This is a genomic window from Streptomyces sp. NBC_00457 (genome assembly GCF_036014015.1).
In the GTDB taxonomy this organism is placed as follows: Bacteria; Actinomycetota; Actinomycetes; order Streptomycetales; family Streptomycetaceae; genus Streptomyces.
In genome coordinates, this window is sequence record NZ_CP107905.1 from 559,882 (window position 1) to 574,261 (window position 14,380).

12 protein-coding genes and 2 pseudogenes are annotated in these 14,380 nt (G+C 67.1%); 6 read left to right on the forward strand and 8 right to left on the reverse strand.

The annotated features are described in order from the left end of the window. Positions 1 to 125: 125 nt before the first annotated feature. Positions 126 to 1,751: a cytochrome bc1 complex cytochrome b subunit gene (gene qcrB, locus OG828_RS02670; RefSeq protein ID WP_328499975.1), complete on the reverse strand. Its 1,626-nt coding sequence runs from the start codon at positions 1,749 to 1,751 to the stop codon at positions 126 to 128. Positions 1,752 to 2,222: 471 nt separating this feature from the next. Here qcrB and OG828_RS02675 point away from each other — a divergent pair, with 471 nt between their 5' ends. Next, positions 2,223 to 2,750, forward strand: a complete 528-nt coding sequence (locus tag OG828_RS02675; RefSeq protein ID WP_328349699.1) for a hypothetical protein — start codon at positions 2,223 to 2,225, stop codon at positions 2,748 to 2,750. Between the two features lie 307 nt (positions 2,751 to 3,057). Beyond that, a complete protein-coding gene (locus OG828_RS02680; protein WP_328436432.1) occupies positions 3,058 to 3,636 on the forward strand; it encodes a hypothetical protein in 579 nt (192 codons plus the stop codon). Positions 3,637 to 4,652: 1,016 nt separating this feature from the next. On the opposite strand, the gene OG828_RS02685 is transcribed toward OG828_RS02680, so the two are convergent. Both OG828_RS02685 and OG828_RS02690 read right to left on the reverse strand, forming a co-directional pair. Further along, positions 4,653 to 6,017, reverse strand: a complete 1,365-nt coding sequence (locus tag OG828_RS02685; RefSeq protein ID WP_328504785.1) for an NAD(P)/FAD-dependent oxidoreductase — start codon at positions 6,015 to 6,017, stop codon at positions 4,653 to 4,655. Between the two features lie 199 nt (positions 6,018 to 6,216). Then, positions 6,217 to 6,549, reverse strand: a pseudogene (locus OG828_RS02690) (DUF5937 family protein); the annotation flags it as partial. On the opposite strand from OG828_RS02690, the pseudogene OG828_RS02695 reads away from it, so the two are divergent. Further along, positions 6,537 to 6,733 (forward strand): annotated as a pseudogene (locus OG828_RS02695) (ATP-binding protein); the annotation flags it as partial. The pseudogenes OG828_RS02690 and OG828_RS02695 sit on opposite strands and share 13 nt — an antisense overlap. A gap of 93 nt (positions 6,734 to 6,826) precedes the next feature. On the opposite strand, the gene OG828_RS02700 reads toward OG828_RS02695, so the two are convergent. Both OG828_RS02700 and OG828_RS02705 read right to left on the reverse strand, forming a co-directional pair. Further along, complete coding sequence (locus OG828_RS02700; RefSeq protein ID WP_328349765.1) at positions 6,827 to 7,024, reverse strand: hypothetical protein; 198 nt, start codon at positions 7,022 to 7,024, stop codon at positions 6,827 to 6,829. A 12-nt stretch (positions 7,025 to 7,036) separates the two neighbouring features. Further along, positions 7,037 to 7,408 (reverse strand): cupin domain-containing protein, encoded by a 372-nt coding sequence (locus OG828_RS02705; protein ID WP_328349767.1) that lies wholly within the window; start codon positions 7,406 to 7,408, stop codon positions 7,037 to 7,039. 461 nt (positions 7,409 to 7,869) lie between these two features. On the opposite strand from OG828_RS02705, the gene OG828_RS02710 reads away from it, so the two are divergent. Together OG828_RS02710 and OG828_RS02715 are read left to right on the forward strand one after the other, a co-directional pair. Beyond that, positions 7,870 to 8,616: an SDR family oxidoreductase gene (locus tag OG828_RS02710; protein ID WP_328499976.1), complete on the forward strand. Its 747-nt coding sequence runs from the start codon at positions 7,870 to 7,872 to the stop codon at positions 8,614 to 8,616. 82 nt (positions 8,617 to 8,698) lie between these two features. Then, positions 8,699 to 9,286, forward strand: coding sequence for a YceI family protein (locus OG828_RS02715; protein WP_328436435.1), 588 nt, complete (start codon positions 8,699 to 8,701; stop codon positions 9,284 to 9,286). Between the two features lie 185 nt (positions 9,287 to 9,471). On the opposite strand, the gene OG828_RS02720 is transcribed toward OG828_RS02715, so the two are convergent. Continuing rightward, the gene (locus tag OG828_RS02720) at positions 9,472 to 10,140 is read right to left on the reverse strand and encodes a nitroreductase (RefSeq protein ID WP_328436436.1); all 669 of its coding nucleotides are present in this window, start codon (positions 10,138 to 10,140) and stop codon (positions 9,472 to 9,474) included. A 163-nt stretch (positions 10,141 to 10,303) separates the two neighbouring features. Between OG828_RS02720 and OG828_RS02725 the strand changes: the two genes are divergently transcribed. Next, positions 10,304 to 10,990, forward strand: coding sequence for an FMN-dependent NADH-azoreductase (locus OG828_RS02725; protein WP_328349773.1), 687 nt, complete (start codon positions 10,304 to 10,306; stop codon positions 10,988 to 10,990). On the opposite strand, the gene OG828_RS02730 is transcribed toward OG828_RS02725, so the two are convergent. Beyond that, positions 10,966 to 11,451, reverse strand: a complete 486-nt coding sequence (locus tag OG828_RS02730) for a MarR family winged helix-turn-helix transcriptional regulator (RefSeq protein ID WP_328436437.1) — start codon at positions 11,449 to 11,451, stop codon at positions 10,966 to 10,968. The genes OG828_RS02725 and OG828_RS02730 overlap by 25 nt on opposite strands. Positions 11,452 to 11,533: 82 nt before the next feature. Next, positions 11,534 to 14,302: a helix-turn-helix transcriptional regulator gene (locus OG828_RS02735; protein WP_328499977.1), complete on the reverse strand. Its 2,769-nt coding sequence runs from the start codon at positions 14,300 to 14,302 to the stop codon at positions 11,534 to 11,536. Positions 14,303 to 14,380: the final 78 nt, after the last annotated feature.

Below are 14,380 nucleotides of genomic sequence, written 5' to 3' on the forward strand. Positions count from 1 at the left end.
CAAGGCACCTGCTGAAGGTGTGACATACGCCGAGACAGACCCAGACAACACGGTCGGTGTGCGGGGTCGCACTCCAACACTGCGGGGCCGCCCTCCAATACACGTCGGTCGCGCGTGCGGATGTCTCAGAGTCGGTTTTTGCTGGTGATCTCCGTGTACTCCTGCGCGGTCGGCTTGGTGATCTGCGTGCCTTCCCCGTAGAAGCTCCGGCTGAGCCTGGCACGCAGACGCTGAGGAAAGCGGGATCCGGCGTCCGGGCCTTCCCCGTTCCCCGCAGGACCGGTACCGATCGGCTGGTACTGCTCGTGTTGAGTGAGAACGTGGAGTTGTTCTTGGCTGAGCGGCTCGTGCACCTCGATGAACTCGCCGTGCGGCAAACGCTTGATGATGCCGGTCTCGCGGCCGTGCAGCACTTTGTCGCGGTCTCGGCGCTGGAGGCCGAGTGCCCACCGCTTCGTTATGACGTAGGCCGCGAGAGGCCCGATGAAAAGGCCGATGCGAACTGCCCACGTCACTGACTCGACCGAGACGTGGAAGCGGATGGCGATGATGTCGTTCGCGGCACCGATCCAGGCCACCAGATAGAAAGTGAGCCAGGCGACACCAAGTGCCGTTCGCACGGGGCGGTTGCGGGGGTGGTCGAGGAGGTGCTGCTCACGGTCGTCACCGGTCACCCAGGATTCGATGAACGGGTAGGCACCCATGGCAAGGAAGAGACCAACGCCTGCCGACAGGGGGATCAGGTTATCCAAGGCCAGCGTGTGACCCCAGAAGGTGATCTCCCAGCCAGGCATGACCCGCAGCAGTCCGTCTGCCACACCCATGTACCAGTCGGGCTGCGATCCGGCCGAAACCTGGTCGGCACGGTAAGGGCCGTACAGCCAGACAGGGTTGATCTGTGCGACCGCAGCCATGACGAAGATGACCCCGGCGACAAGGAAGAAGAACCCTCCGGACTTCACAGCACGTACCTTCAGCGGCAGGCCCACAACATTGTTGTTGTTCCGTCCCGGACCGGGATACTGCGTGTGCCTGTGGTAGAGGACCATGAGCAGATGGGCTGCAAGAAGTCCCACCATGAGGGCAGGAATGATCAGAACGTGAATCGTGTTGAAGCGCGCCACCAGATCGTCCCCTGGAAACTCACCTCCGAAGAGGAACATCGAGAGGTAGGTTCCGATGATAGGGATGGAAAGGATTGTTCCGTTCACAACCATGAGTCCGGTTCCGGAAAGGAGGTCATCCGGAAGGTCGTATCCAGTGAGTCCTCCGAACATACCGAGAACCAGCAGAAGGAATCCAAAAACCCAGTTTAGTTCGCGAGGCTTACGGAAGGCGCCCGTGAAGAATACGCGCAGCATATGGACGAGCATGGCGGCGACAAAGATCAGCGCCGCCCAGTGGTGGGCCTGCCGTATCAGCAGGCCGCCACGGACGTCGAAGGAGATATGCATGGTCGAATTGAACGCCTCCGACACCAGCTGGCCCCTCAGCGGCGCGTAACTGCCCTGATACTCCACTTGTTCCATGGACGGATGGAAGTACAGTGACAGATACATGCCCGTAATGATGAGGATGATGAAGCTATACAGGCATATCTCTCCCAGAATGAACGACCAGTGGTCCGGGAAAGCTCTTCGCGTTTTTGCCTTGACCACGCTGTAGACACCCAGGCGCCCATCAACCCATTCGGCAATCCTTTCCCCCTTCTCCCCTGTCCGCGCTTCGTTTCCCTGACTCCCGTCACCCATGCCCCCACCACCATTCGTAAACCGTTCGAAAAGGGTTGTGTTTGACAGCACGGATTCCGCATCTCATGGCTCGCCGCGGGATCTTTCGGCGCTGGGCAATGACTTCAGGTCGCCAGGTTTGCCGATGTCGTTCACGGCGGGCCGGCCGTCGCCCCCACAGACTCAAGAACGGGCTTGGTCATCGCTGCACTCCTCGGCTCAGTAAGCTCGTGGACTGCTTCCACCCATATGACCGGGCATGAGGCGTGGATGTGACACGCAAGGCCGCGGGGACGGCGCTTGAACCCGTGCACCGTGGTTGCCGAGGGGACAGGAACCAGGTCGGCCCAGGCTGTTCACCAGCGCGTCTGCCGAGGTGGGCTACAGCACCCGACGCGGGGGTGCCCCTGTCGTCGACGGTCTTCTCGCGGGGCCCTGGATTCGCTGTCGCCGGCCGAGCGGGCGGCGTTCGCACTCAATGACGTCTTCGGGATGACTCCGGGCACGGTCGCCGAAATTGTGGGACGCACCGAACCGGAGTGCGCCGAACTCGCCGACCGGGCCCGCCACAGTCTGCGGCGGCGGCGCTCTCGTCCGACGACGCCGGCCGAGCACGACGCCCTCGCCCAAGCCGTCCGCCATGCCTGCGTGAGGGAAGACGCCGAACTGCTGGCATCGCTGCTGCGCCCGGACGCCACGGTGTTCTTCGACGGCGGCGGCAAGGTCCGGGCACTGACCAGGCCCGTCCACGGCAGCCGACACGTAGCCCACAGCCTGCTGGCACTCCTGGCCCGCCGCCCACGCGTCACACTGACCACCCACTCCGTCAACGGCAGCACCGGCCTCGTCGCCCGCTACGACCACCAGGTTGCCGCCGTCATCAGCCTCGACATCGCCGACCACCAGGTCGTACAACTCTGGGTCGTCCTCAACCCCGACAAACTCCGCCCCTGGAACCAGTCCGCCAACCCCAGCGGCACCCGCTCACGCGAGAACCTGTCAGAACGGGGCGACGGCTGATCCTGATCTCTTCTTGAGGTTCTTTGATGGATCACCCGGCTGCACGGATGCCGACGCTCTCACCGACGACGTCGGCCGGGATGCAGCGAAGCGTTCCATGCGGCCCCCACACGGCGGCTGAAGACCATCAGATACTGACCAACCATGTGTTTCATACCGTTGAGCACAGTCTCCCAACTCCACGATGACCTATTCAGAGTGAGTCATTGCATACCATGGCGGAGGGGAACCCAATGCCCGCGTTCAGACCGATCGGCACCGCACGTGAGCCGGGGCGCGGCACGTGGGGTTGAGATGAGAGGAACACATGGCTTCCGCAACAGCGCATAACCTTGAGATCACCGCCGAGAGCCTTCAAGCGGACCTGGCCCGCCTGCAGGTCCAGAAGCAGGCGCTGGAAAGGGAGTTGGCCGCAGTCGTGGCGCATCTCAGCTCGGTGCAGCGGGCCCTCAGCGCCCTCGAACCCCTGATGTTCAACTCAGCCGCGACGAACGTTACGGGTACGGCCGGTGCCGCGGGTACGCAGCAGGGTCGGGCCGTGACAACCACCGAGCCGGAGACGGACAGCGCTTCGGCCGAGCCTGCAGACACCGCCACGAAGGCCGCACCGAAGCCTCGGAAGCCGCGGCGCGGCAAGGAGGCGGAACGTCCTGTTGCCGTCGGCACGGACGGGCAGAAGTCATACGGCAAGCTCACCGAGCAGATCATGGAGTACTTCGCCGGCATCGGCGATGTCGACGTGCGGGCCCGCGATGTCGCCGCGGCTCTCGGCCGTGACACCGACAGCGGAAGCATCAACGGTGTTCGCAGCACCCTTGACCGCCTGGTCGGTGCGTCCCGTGTCGAGCGGACCGGCCGAGGGCTCTACCGCGCCAAGCATTCCTAGACCTCCCTGCTGGCCACCTATCGCTGGTGTGAGTGCCGCTGGACGGGTCGGCGGCCGAAAACCGCCTGGCCGTCGGGGAGCTGTCGCCTACGACCCGAGCCGTAGACCTGGGCCTGAGCCAGGGTTCACGGTGGGCACCGCACTGCCTGTCAGCACCCGTGCGTCAGCCTGGTGGCCGCAGCCGGGCCGTGGATGGCACCGGGCGCCACCCGTCGGGGGTCGCGTGGCGCCCGGGCTCTGCACCTGCGTGCTCTAATCGCAGGTGCCGCGTTCCGGGACCGATCGCGGGGGTCTGTGTCCACGGCACCCGAACGCTGTGATCAGCCTATCAAACCGTTGCACCCCTACCGTCCCAACTCACACTAACTTCGAAGACAGTGTTACGCGCAGGGTCTGCACCCCGACACCCCTGGCCAGTTTCATTCAGAGGGCTTCCACTTCAAAACGGGTCAAGTCGCCAAATCAACGCGGGCTGGAGGACCTCGCACACGGTTCTCCGCATCAGTGTTACGACCGATTGACAATGTCTCGAGTGACCCGAGGATCCGTGTCCAAGGGGGCAGCCGGAGGCGCGACGTGGCGGATCCGGTCGGCGGTGCGGGTCGTCGCGGGCAGCGGGCAGACTCCGGGGTCCGACCAGACGTAGGCCAAGCAGCGCCGATGGTTCAGCTCTGATGCCACCGCTCGGTGTCCAACTTCTGCTCCCTGAAGCTCGGTTGCCGCGATACCGGGTCCGGGTGGATCGGATGCCGGGATGCACGACGGATCCCGGCGCGTTGAGCTGTGCGGGCACCGTCGGCGCGACGCCCCTGTTCACACGCGTTCCTGTGGCGCTGGCGCCGTGACGGCGACGGCCCTGCCATGCGTAGTCGTCGTCCCATGGGCACTCGGACACCTGGCCACGGCAGCGGAAACTCCGCCCCAAGCGGAGCTGCCCCGGAAACCGCAAAGGCATCGCAATCACATCGGCCCGCGCCCTGATGCCGCTCCTCAACCGCTGAACCCTTCCGACGTGCTCACGCAGCCACGTGTCCGGTTGCCTCGCTCCCGGCGGAGCGCTGCGGGTGGCCGCGGTCGCCGCTCTCGAGGAACGCGTCCCGCGGGTGCTGCACCGCGGCGAGCGACACCAGATCCCGGCCGAACAGGGCAGCGGTGAGCCAGACGGTGAGAACGCGGACCTTGCGCTCCCAGGTGGGCACGGCCAGGACGTGATAGCCCCGGTGCATGAGCCAGGCAGGAAGTCCCTTGATGACGATGCTCTTGTACTGGAAGATGCCCCGCCCCAGTCCCAGCGTCGCCACCACGCCCAGACTGCTGTGGCGGTAGTCGCGGATTCTGCCGCCGCGCAGGCTCGCTGCGATGTTCTTCGCAAGGCGTTTGCCCTGCCGGACGGCGTGCTGGGCGTTCGGCACCGTGCGCGCCCCTGGTACCGGCGAAGCCAGATCCGGAACGGCCGCGTCGTCTCCCGCCGCCCACACATCCGGCACGGGTTCGGTGTCGGTCCCCACGCGAAGATCGGGGCGGACCACCAGCAGCCCTCGCTCGTCGACCGGCAGGTCCGTGTGGTTCCGCACGACCGGGTTGGAGGCGTTGCCGGCGGTCCAGACGATCAGTTCCGAATCGAACTCCTCTCCGTCAGAGAGCACGACGTGCCCATCCACGGCGGAGACAAGCTGCGTATTGAGGTGTACATGCGCGCCACGGCGTTCCAAGGAGCGCACCACCCACGCACCTGGCCTGTCGCTCACTTCGGGCAGAATACGATCCTGGGCCTCGACCAAGTGAAATGACAGATCGTCAAGGTCCAGCTCGGGATGGAACTTGAGCATCGCGGTAGCCAGCGACAGCAGTTCGCCGAAGCCCTCGACACCGGTGAACCCGCCGCCCACGAACGTGACGGTGAGCAGCTTGCGCCGCTCGGCACCAGGTGGCAGCGCCGCCGCCTGGTCGAACGCGGTCAGAAGCCGGTCGCGGATGGCCACCGCCTCCTCCACATGCTTCAGACCGATCGCCTGCTGCGCCAGCCCCGGTACGGGGAAGGTGCGGGTCACGGCGCCGGCCGTGACCACGAGGGTGTCATAACGGAGTTCGTAGTCGGGTCCGTTCACTGGCCGGACGGTGACCGTCCGGTCCCCGTTGCGGATCTCGATCGCCCTCCCCGCGATGAGCCGGGTCCTGCGCAGGTGACGCCGCAACGACACGGCGGCATGCCGTGCCTCGACCGACCCGGCGGTCACCTCCGGCAGGAAGGGCTGGTAGGTCATGTACGGGCGCGGGTCGACAACCGTGACCCGCGCCTCGCTCGCACGCAGCTTCTTCTCCAGGCCCCACGCAGTGTAGAAGCCCGCATAGCCACCACCGACGATCAGGATCTCGCGCATGGTTACCCCTGCTCCTTGTCTGTTCACCATGTAGACAGGACAGAGCGCCATGGTGTGACAGCCAACGTCTGGGAACGCCGCAAGCCACACTGGCACGCGAGCCACTCCCTCAACCCGGGTGCAGGAGCGGATCTGAGTGAACGTGGCGCCTGCTCGCCGGCCCGGAAGCTCACCGAACAGCGGACTGACCCCACGGCGGCTCCGGCTCCGGCGTCAATTTCCCTGCCGATGAGGCAGTACCGAGAGTCCGAAGTCGGACGTCGGCCAGCTCACCGGCGGTGTGCGGGCCGCGGGCCAGGGTGCGCAGCAGCCGCAGCCGTACCGGATGGGCGAGTGCCTCCAGCCGAGGGCGTGAAACCGCCACCAGGTGGGGGCGACCGTAGACGCTGGGGATGAAGGTGACCCCGGTGTCGTGGGCGCGGCGGTCGCCTTGTCCTGCCGTTTGTCCACGATGATGCAGTCGCCGTCCGGTGCCAGGGTGACCGCCGGAGACCGATGCGAGTGCTGATCCAATGCCCGTTCGAGCACAAAGGCATCCCCTTCGCGGTCGCCGTCAACGCGTTCGACGGGAAGATCCAGCACAACCTGCACGAGGTGCGGTGGGCGCTGGACCTGACCGAGCAGGTGCCGCTCTGATCGCCGTCGACCCGCGACAGACTGGCTCGGTCAGGGACGCACTCCTGATCGTCCTCGACTTCGCCCTCTCCCGCGCCGAAACGCGCCGCCGCGAACTGAGCGGGCCCCTCGCTGAGAGGTGGGTGTGGGCGACAGCCGCCCACACCCACCGCCCGACCCACCCGCATCGAGGGTCAGCCGGCTGGCTCCGCTTCAGTGGTGACCGTCGTTTCCGTGGTCACGTGCGCCTCGTCGGCCCGAAGCGGTGTCTCGACGGCGACGTCGTTCTCGGCGCTGTCGCCGCTCTCCTCCTGCCGCCTTTTCAAGGCGAGTTCCCTGGCCCTCTCCTCGGAGTGCAGCCTCATCTCAGCCTCTGTCCGGTGCTCGAACACTGTGCCTCCTTGTCAGTGCCTGGCCCGCGGTGCACGCAGGTGGGTCCGCTGGGCCAGTTCGTCCTCGTCGACCAGGGTGAGCATCGGCCGGCCGGGTTCACACAGCATGGTCACGGTGAACCGGGTCCGCGCATCCGTCAGAGCGTTGCCGTCCTGATAGTGGATCACGTCGCCGCCAGGCTCCCAGAAGGTCTCACCGGCCCTCACCACACGCTCGGGTTCACCCTCGATTTCGAAGCGCACCGCGCCTTCGATCACGTATCCGAAGGCCGGTCCCGAGTGGCGGTGCGGAGGAGTGCCGGGGTCACCGGGCGGCCACTCGACGAAGATGGTCATGGCCGAAGCACCCTCGGGGATGAAGGGCGGCTTGGCATCCTGCAGCATCTTCGCCGCCGTCTTCCACACCTCGGATCGCGGTTGAACGCTGGTCCTGCCCTCTGAGTCCTTGTCCGACACTGTGCTGCACCTCCATGGGTCCGCCCTGGGACGGACGAACGACGACCGCCGTGCATCCCGGGGTTCACACAACCGTTTGGAAGTGATGACCGGGCACCCGGAGCTTCTGTGACAGTGTCACAACAGTGGCATGACGCCTGCCGTAGTCAGTGGAGTGCTCTACTTCGCCTACTTCGCCCACTTCACAACCGCCACCCGTGAAAGCATTCCGCCGTTCCCGGACTAGATTTCCCCTCCGCTGCAGACGTGTCGATCACCGGAGAGCTTGTCGAATGACTTCCGCAGACTCGTGACACCGGCCAAGAAAAGGAATCGCGGCCCCTGTCACAGATAGGGCCACTGTCCTGTCTCTTCTGGTGCAACTCGAAAATCTCCGAGAGGAATCCGTTATGAAGGTCGTAGTCATCGGTGGAACCGGGCTCATCGGCTCGAAGCTGGTCGGCAAGCTCAACGAGCACGGGCACGAGGCGGTCGCGGCCGCCCCCAACACCGGCGTCAACACGTTGACGGGCGAGGGCCTGGCCGAGGTCCTCAAGGACGCCTCGGTCGTGGTCGACGTGTCCAACTCCCCCTCCTTCGAGGACAACGCCGTCATGGACTTCTTCCGCACCTCCACAACCAACCTCCTCAAAGCGGAGACCGAGGCCGGCGTGACCCACCACGTGGCGCTGTCCGTGGTCGGCACCGAGCGCCTCCAGGAGAGCGGCTACTTCCGCGCCAAGCAAACCCAGGAAGAGCTGATCAAAGCGTCCGGCATCCCCTACTCCATCGTCCACGCCACCCAGTTCTTCGAGTTCATGAAGGGGATCGCGGACATGTCGACCGACGGCGACACCGTCCGGCTGGCCCCCGTCAAGATCCAGCCCATCTACTCCGACGACGTGGCCGCCGCCGTCGGCCGCACCGCGGTCGGCACCCCGGTCAACGGGATGGTAGAGGTCGCGGGCCCCGACCAGTTCCAGCTCGACGAGCTCATCCGCAAGGCACTCACCACCAAGAACGACCCCCGCACGGTCATCACGGACCCCCACGCCCCGTACTCCGGCGCCCAGGTGAAGGAGACCACACTCCTCCCAGGCCCAGACGCACAGATCGCCCAGACCAAGCTCACCGACTGGCTCGCCCAGCAGCGGTAAGCCCTGCCGGTGGCCCCTGCCCACCGGCAGGGGCCACCCCTTCATCGCCTTACGAGTTCCCATCGCGAAGGAACGGTCCGCCATGTCTCATCACACGGACATAACAACTCCGAATGCCTCTCCCTATCAAGGGCTGACGGGCATCTACACCATTGACCCGGCCCATAGCACGATCGCGTTTTCCGTCCGGCATGCCATGATCACCAACGTACGCGGGAAATTCACCGCATTCGAAGGAACGCTCAGGCTCGACGGGACCCGTCCCACGCGGTCCGAGGCCCAGGTCAGTGTCCAGACCGGCAGTCTCGACACGGGCATCGCGCAGCGGGACGCCCATGTCACCGGCCCGGACTTCCTCGACTCGGCGACATTCCCTCTCATGAGCTTTCAGTCGACCGGGATCGTGGAGGCCGGCGACGGCCGGTTCCTCATGGACGGCGGCCTTCGGATCAAGGACATCGAAGTGCCCCTTCACATCGATCTCGAGTTCGGCGGCGCAGGCGAGGACGCCAACGGGCAGAACCGTGTCGGCTTCGAGGGCACGGCCACCCTGAAGCGCTCCGACTGGGGGATCGACTGGAACTCGGCGCTGGCCACAGGCGGAGTGCTGATCAGCGACAAGGTGAAGCTGACCCTCGACATCTCTGCCGTACGACTGGACACGCAATAGCCCGAGCAGCCGAGAAAGGGACCGCCACGTCAGCCACAGTTGAGTCGCTGACGGCCGAAGCCATGGAACTCGGGACCCGCGTGAAGGTACTGCGCCGGGAAACGGGACCGGAGCACATCACGTACCTGGACCAGTACGGCCCGTACGGCAGCGGCATCCCACCAGTGTGAGACAGTGTGGCCCGGTCAGAGACCGTCCACGAATGTGACGGTCTCGCGGAGTGGTGCCCGGCCCGTGCGCGTGTCAGCCGCCGTGGTGTCCTCGAACCCGATCGACATACCGCAGAAGAGTATGAGTTCACCCGGGGGTAACAGGACCTCCGAGACGGTCCTGTGGTACTTCGCCCATGCCATCTGCGGGCAACTGTGCAGCCCTTCGGCGCGGAGCAGCAGCATGACGGTCTGCACATACATACCGACGTCGGACCATTGGGCCAGACCCATGTCGCGGTCGATGTAGCAGAACAGGGCGGCGGGCGCGCCGAAGCACTGCCAGTTCGCGGAGGCGGCTCGCTGCCGGGCCTCGACGTCCTCTCGCGGAATGCCCAGCGCGCCGTAGCGTTGCTCGCCGAAGGCGGATCGGCGCTCGCGGTAGGGGGACTTCAGTGCGGCCGGGTACTGCTGGTACTCCGGCTCGTCCCAGGACTCGCCCGAGGCCAGGCGCTCACCGGCCCGCCGCTTGAGTTCGGCCAGGGGCCCGCCGGTCACCACGTAGGCGTGCCACGGCTGGAGATTCGAGGCGGACGGCGCCCAGGACGCGGCGGACACCACGCGCTCCAGCGTCTCCCGCGGGACCTGCCGGTCGCTGAAACCACGCACGGCCCGCCGACTCCTGACGGCCTCATAGACGTCCACGATCGCCTGCCTCTCCTTTGCGCTCGGCGTACTTGTGCTCGCCGCACCCGCCTTCGTTTCACTCGGGATGGTATCATTCAATACCGTCTCGTCTTTAACTATCGTCGAGCGCAAGTTCCCAGCCCGTGGTCACGCCCGGGCACCGTCTCTTTGGAGAAAGCCCATGGTCACGCTGCTGCACATCGACTCGTCCGTGCTCCCCGGCGAGGGGTCCTCGTCCCGTTCGGTCGCGGCCGCCTTCCTCAAGGCATGGGAGGAGCAGCACCCTGAGGGCACGGTGATCCATCGCGACCTCGCGACCGACCCCGTACCGCACATCACCGCCAGCGCCTGGACCGCTGGTTTCACCCCGCCGTCAGCGCACACGCCGGAGCAGTCCGCTGCGTTCGCCGCGCGCCTGAAGCTCATTGAGGAACTGGAGCGGGCGGATGCCGTTCTGATCGGCGCCCCCATGCACAACTTCTCGATCCCATCGACCCTCAAGGCGTGGCTCGACAGCGTGCTCCTGCTAGGCCGCACCGCGGGCGAGAACCCCTCCGCGCAGGGCACCCCGGTCATCGTCGTCGCCAGCCGCGGTGGTTCGTACGCGCCGGGCACCCCGCGCGAGGGCTTCGAATTCGTACAGAACTATCTGGAGGCCGTTCTCAGGGACACCCTCAGCCTGGACCTCGACTTCATCGTCCCGGAACTGACCCTGGCACCGCGCAATCCGGCCATGAACGAGCTGATCCCCCTCTACGAGGCCTCACGTGAGCGCGCCTTCGAGGAGGCGACCACCAAGGCCAAGGAGCTCGCGGAGCGACTGCGACGCGTGCGTGGGGGCGCCTACTCCTCACCGTCGGTGGGATAGGCGAACCGGGTCAGCAGATCCGTCAGTTGCTCGGGCTCGCCGGGCGCCAGTTCGGTGACCAGGCGCTCGGCCAGCGGCTCCGCCGCCACATGGGCGGCATCGTAAAGCTCGACACCCTTGGGTGTGATCTCCACCGCCCGTACCCGCCGGTCCCCCGGGACGGCCTTGCGTACTGCAAGGCCCCTGCGCTCCAGGTCGTCCACGACGCGCATGATGCCCGCCTTGTCCGAACCCGTCGCCGCCACCAGGTCCCGCTGCACCGTGGGCCCTCGATCGACGAGCACGATGAGGACGGCGAAATGCCGCAGCTCGATACCGAGCGGCCGGAGGGCCTCCTCCATCACGGCAGCCGCTCGCCAGTGCGCCCGGCGCAGCAGCAGGCCGAGAGCGAAGGGCGAGGCGTCCCCGGGACGGTCGATCACAGGCGGGGGGACGGCACGGGGAGGGATTTCGGCTGCCACGAGGCCACAGTACAACCATCGATTCGTTCGATACGGTCTCGTTCGAAACGGTGGCCACGACCCGGAGTAAGGAGGCAGCGGATCAGGCGGATGTCGCCTCGCCCTGGAGCCGCATAGTGCGGATCTCCCTGCGGGAGGAGATGCCGAGCTTCGAGAACACCTTGCGGAGATGCCACTCGACCGTGTGCCGGCTGATGAACAACTGGGCGCCGATCTCGGGGTTCGTGAGCCCCTCCCCCGCGAGCCGGGCAATCTGCGCCTCCTGCGAGGTGAGGGCCGTGGGCGTCACGACGGTGTGGCTGCGGACCTTCGCCCCCGTGGCCTGCAACTCGCCGCGCGCGCGTTCGGCGAACGCCGCCGCCCCGATACGGCTGAACATCTCGTGTGCGACCTCCAGTTGGGCGCGGGCGTCGACGCGGCGATTCTGACGGCTCAGCCACTCGCCGTACAAGAGCCGTGCGCGGGCCAGCTCCACGCGGACCCGGGTCCGGGCGAGCCGCTCGATCGCCTCACGGTAGAGCTGCTCCGCGGCGTCGGCCTTGCTCAGGAGCGCCCGCGAGCGCGCTTCGACACCCAGTGCCCAGTCTGTGCCACTGGCTCGTGTCGTCTCCGCGAGTTGCTCGAGCGCGTCGGTCGCCAGCTCTGGCGAGCCGCTACGTACGGCCGCCTCGACCAGCTCGACCAGGCCCCAGCGCGGCGCGCCGAACTCCTGCTGGTGTCTGGCTGCCTCTTGGGCCGCCGTCACTGCCTCCTCGTATTGGGCGAGGCCGTTGCAGAGCACCGCATGGTGGCAGTGTGCGACCGTGGCCCCGAGCCCCTGGCCACGCTGCTCGGACTCACTGATCGTGGCGTCGATCAGCGTGCGTGCCTCTCGCTCGCGGCCGCGCACGGCAGCCAGTGCGAGAGCGCCGAAGGGCGGCTGGTTGCTCCCGATCGCCGCACTCACCGTTGTGACCTCCTCGATCACCGACGCCGCCGTCGCCAGCTCGCCGGCGAAAACGTGCACGACGGCGGACGAGTCGAGGGCGAGCGGGAGCTCGCTGAGCGCGCCGGCCTCACGGGTGATCGTCACGTGACGGGCCGCGACCATGTGCCAGCGCTCGAGGTCCCACAGATCCGCCGCGATGACCCCGGCGAGCAAGAGCCAGCGCAGCGACTCCTGGACGGGGACCTCCTCGTCGCAGAACGCCGTGAGGACTCGCTCGATCATCGGCACCGATGCCGCGTAGCCGTCCGTGAGACGCACGGAAAGGGCATCCAGCAGCTTGTCGGTCGCGCGCAGCAGCTGCGGCTGCGGCGCTCCGCGCGCCGCCTCGCCCGCCTCCCGGTACCCCGGACTGCGAGCCGACTGGCCGGCGAATATCACCGCCGAGACCGCTTCCAAGTAGGTCTCGCGAGCGAGCGCCACGTCGAACTGCTCGAGTCGGCGAGCGGCGGCGAGCAGCAGCGGAGGGGCCTCCTTGCCCCGGCCCTGCGCGAACGCGATTCCGGCATGCATCGCGTCGATCCGTGCCCACCTGAGCTCGTCGGGCGGTCCGGCCTTCACGGTCGCGAGGAGAGCGGCCGCCGGCCCGAACGCCCCGGCCTGGAATTTCGCTTGTGCAGCTTCGAGTGCGCGCTGCGAGCGGCGGACGGGATCTCGCGTCAGTTCTGACGCCCGCTGGAGGAACGCGGCCGCCGCCGCGACGCCGCCGCGTGCCTGGGCCCGGCCCGCGGAGCGCTCCAGTTCGGCAGCTACCGTCTCGTCGGGCCCCGAAGCCGCGTCGGCCAGATGCCAAGCCCGGCGATCGGGGTCGAGCTGGGCATCGGTGACGTCGGCCAGGGCCTTGTGCGCCTCTCGACGTTCGCGTGGGCCCGCCGCGCGATAGGCCGCCGAGCGCACCAGTGGGTGCCGGAACATCACCCCGGTGCCGAGTGTGATCAGGTCCGCCGCGCCATCGTGCGATACGGCGGCGTCGACATCGATCCCCAGGCGCCCGGCCGCACGCCTCAGCAGTGTCACATCGCCCAGCGGTTCCGCGGCGGCGGTGAACAGCAGACGTTGCGTCTCGGCCGGAAGCGACTGGACCCGTCGGAGGAAGCCCTGCTCGATCTGGCTCGACAGCGGCCATGCGTCCGGACGCTCGAAGCCGCCGGCCATCTCCGCCGCGGTCGGCCCATGCGGCAGTTCGAGCAGGGCCAGCGGGTTGCCTCGTGACTCGGCGACTATGCGGTCGCGCACCCGATCGTCGAGCGGCCCGGTGACGATCGAGTCAAGGAGTGTCCGGGAGTCTCGCTTGGTCAGCCCCGTGACGGGCAGCTCGGGGAGGCTGCCCAGAGCGTTGCCGGCGCTGGGCTCACGGACGGCGAAGACGAGCACGACCGCTTCCGCGAGCAGCCGGCGGGCCACGAACTCCAAGGTCAGCGCCGACGCCTCGTCCAGCCACTGTGCGTCGTCGACTACGCAGACCAGCGGCTGATCGCCCCCGGCCTCCGCGATGAGGCTCAGAGTGGCCAGGCCCACGAGGAACCGGTCGGGCACGGCGCCGGCGCGCAGACCGAACGCCGTACCGAGCGCGTCGCGTTGCGGCTCGGGCAACTGGTCGAGACCGGTGAGCAGTGGAGCGCAGAGCTGGTGCAGGCCTGCGTAGGAGAGTTCCATCTCGGACTGGACGCCGGCCGCCCTGATGGTGCGGCATCCGGTGGCGCCGTCGAGGAGATGCCTCAGCAGCTCGGTCTTCCCGATCCCTGCCTCACCGCGCAGGACCAGGACACCGCTGTGCCCGGCTCTGGCGCCTGCGAGGAGGTCGTCGAGGGCCTTGCACTCGTTCTGCCTGCCGAGGAGTCCGGCCCTTGAACCGCTCCTCGCCATGGCAACTCCCTTGTCAGGAACTTTCACTCGGTATGGTAATCCGACTCGGGATCACCGCGCCCTGGGTCGACCGGGACG

Coding starts and splice junctions, on each gene's coding strand:
- qcrB (WP_328499975.1), bottom strand. CDS start 1,751: ATGGGTGACGGGAGTCAGGGAAACGAAGCGCGGACAGGGGAGAAGGGG.
- OG828_RS02675 (WP_328349699.1), top strand. CDS start 2,223: ATGACTCCGGGCACGGTCGCCGAAATTGTGGGACGCACCGAACCGGAG.
- OG828_RS02680 (WP_328436432.1), top strand. CDS start 3,058: ATGGCTTCCGCAACAGCGCATAACCTTGAGATCACCGCCGAGAGCCTT.
- OG828_RS02685 (WP_328504785.1), bottom strand. CDS start 6,017: ATGCGCGAGATCCTGATCGTCGGTGGTGGCTATGCGGGCTTCTACACT.
- OG828_RS02705 (WP_328349767.1), bottom strand. CDS start 7,408: ATGCTGCAGGATGCCAAGCCGCCCTTCATCCCCGAGGGTGCTTCGGCC.
- OG828_RS02710 (WP_328499976.1), top strand. CDS start 7,870: ATGAAGGTCGTAGTCATCGGTGGAACCGGGCTCATCGGCTCGAAGCTG.
- OG828_RS02715 (WP_328436435.1), top strand. CDS start 8,699: ATGTCTCATCACACGGACATAACAACTCCGAATGCCTCTCCCTATCAA.
- OG828_RS02725 (WP_328349773.1), top strand. CDS start 10,304: ATGGTCACGCTGCTGCACATCGACTCGTCCGTGCTCCCCGGCGAGGGG.
- OG828_RS02735 (WP_328499977.1), bottom strand. CDS start 14,302: ATGGCGAGGAGCGGTTCAAGGGCCGGACTCCTCGGCAGGCAGAACGAG.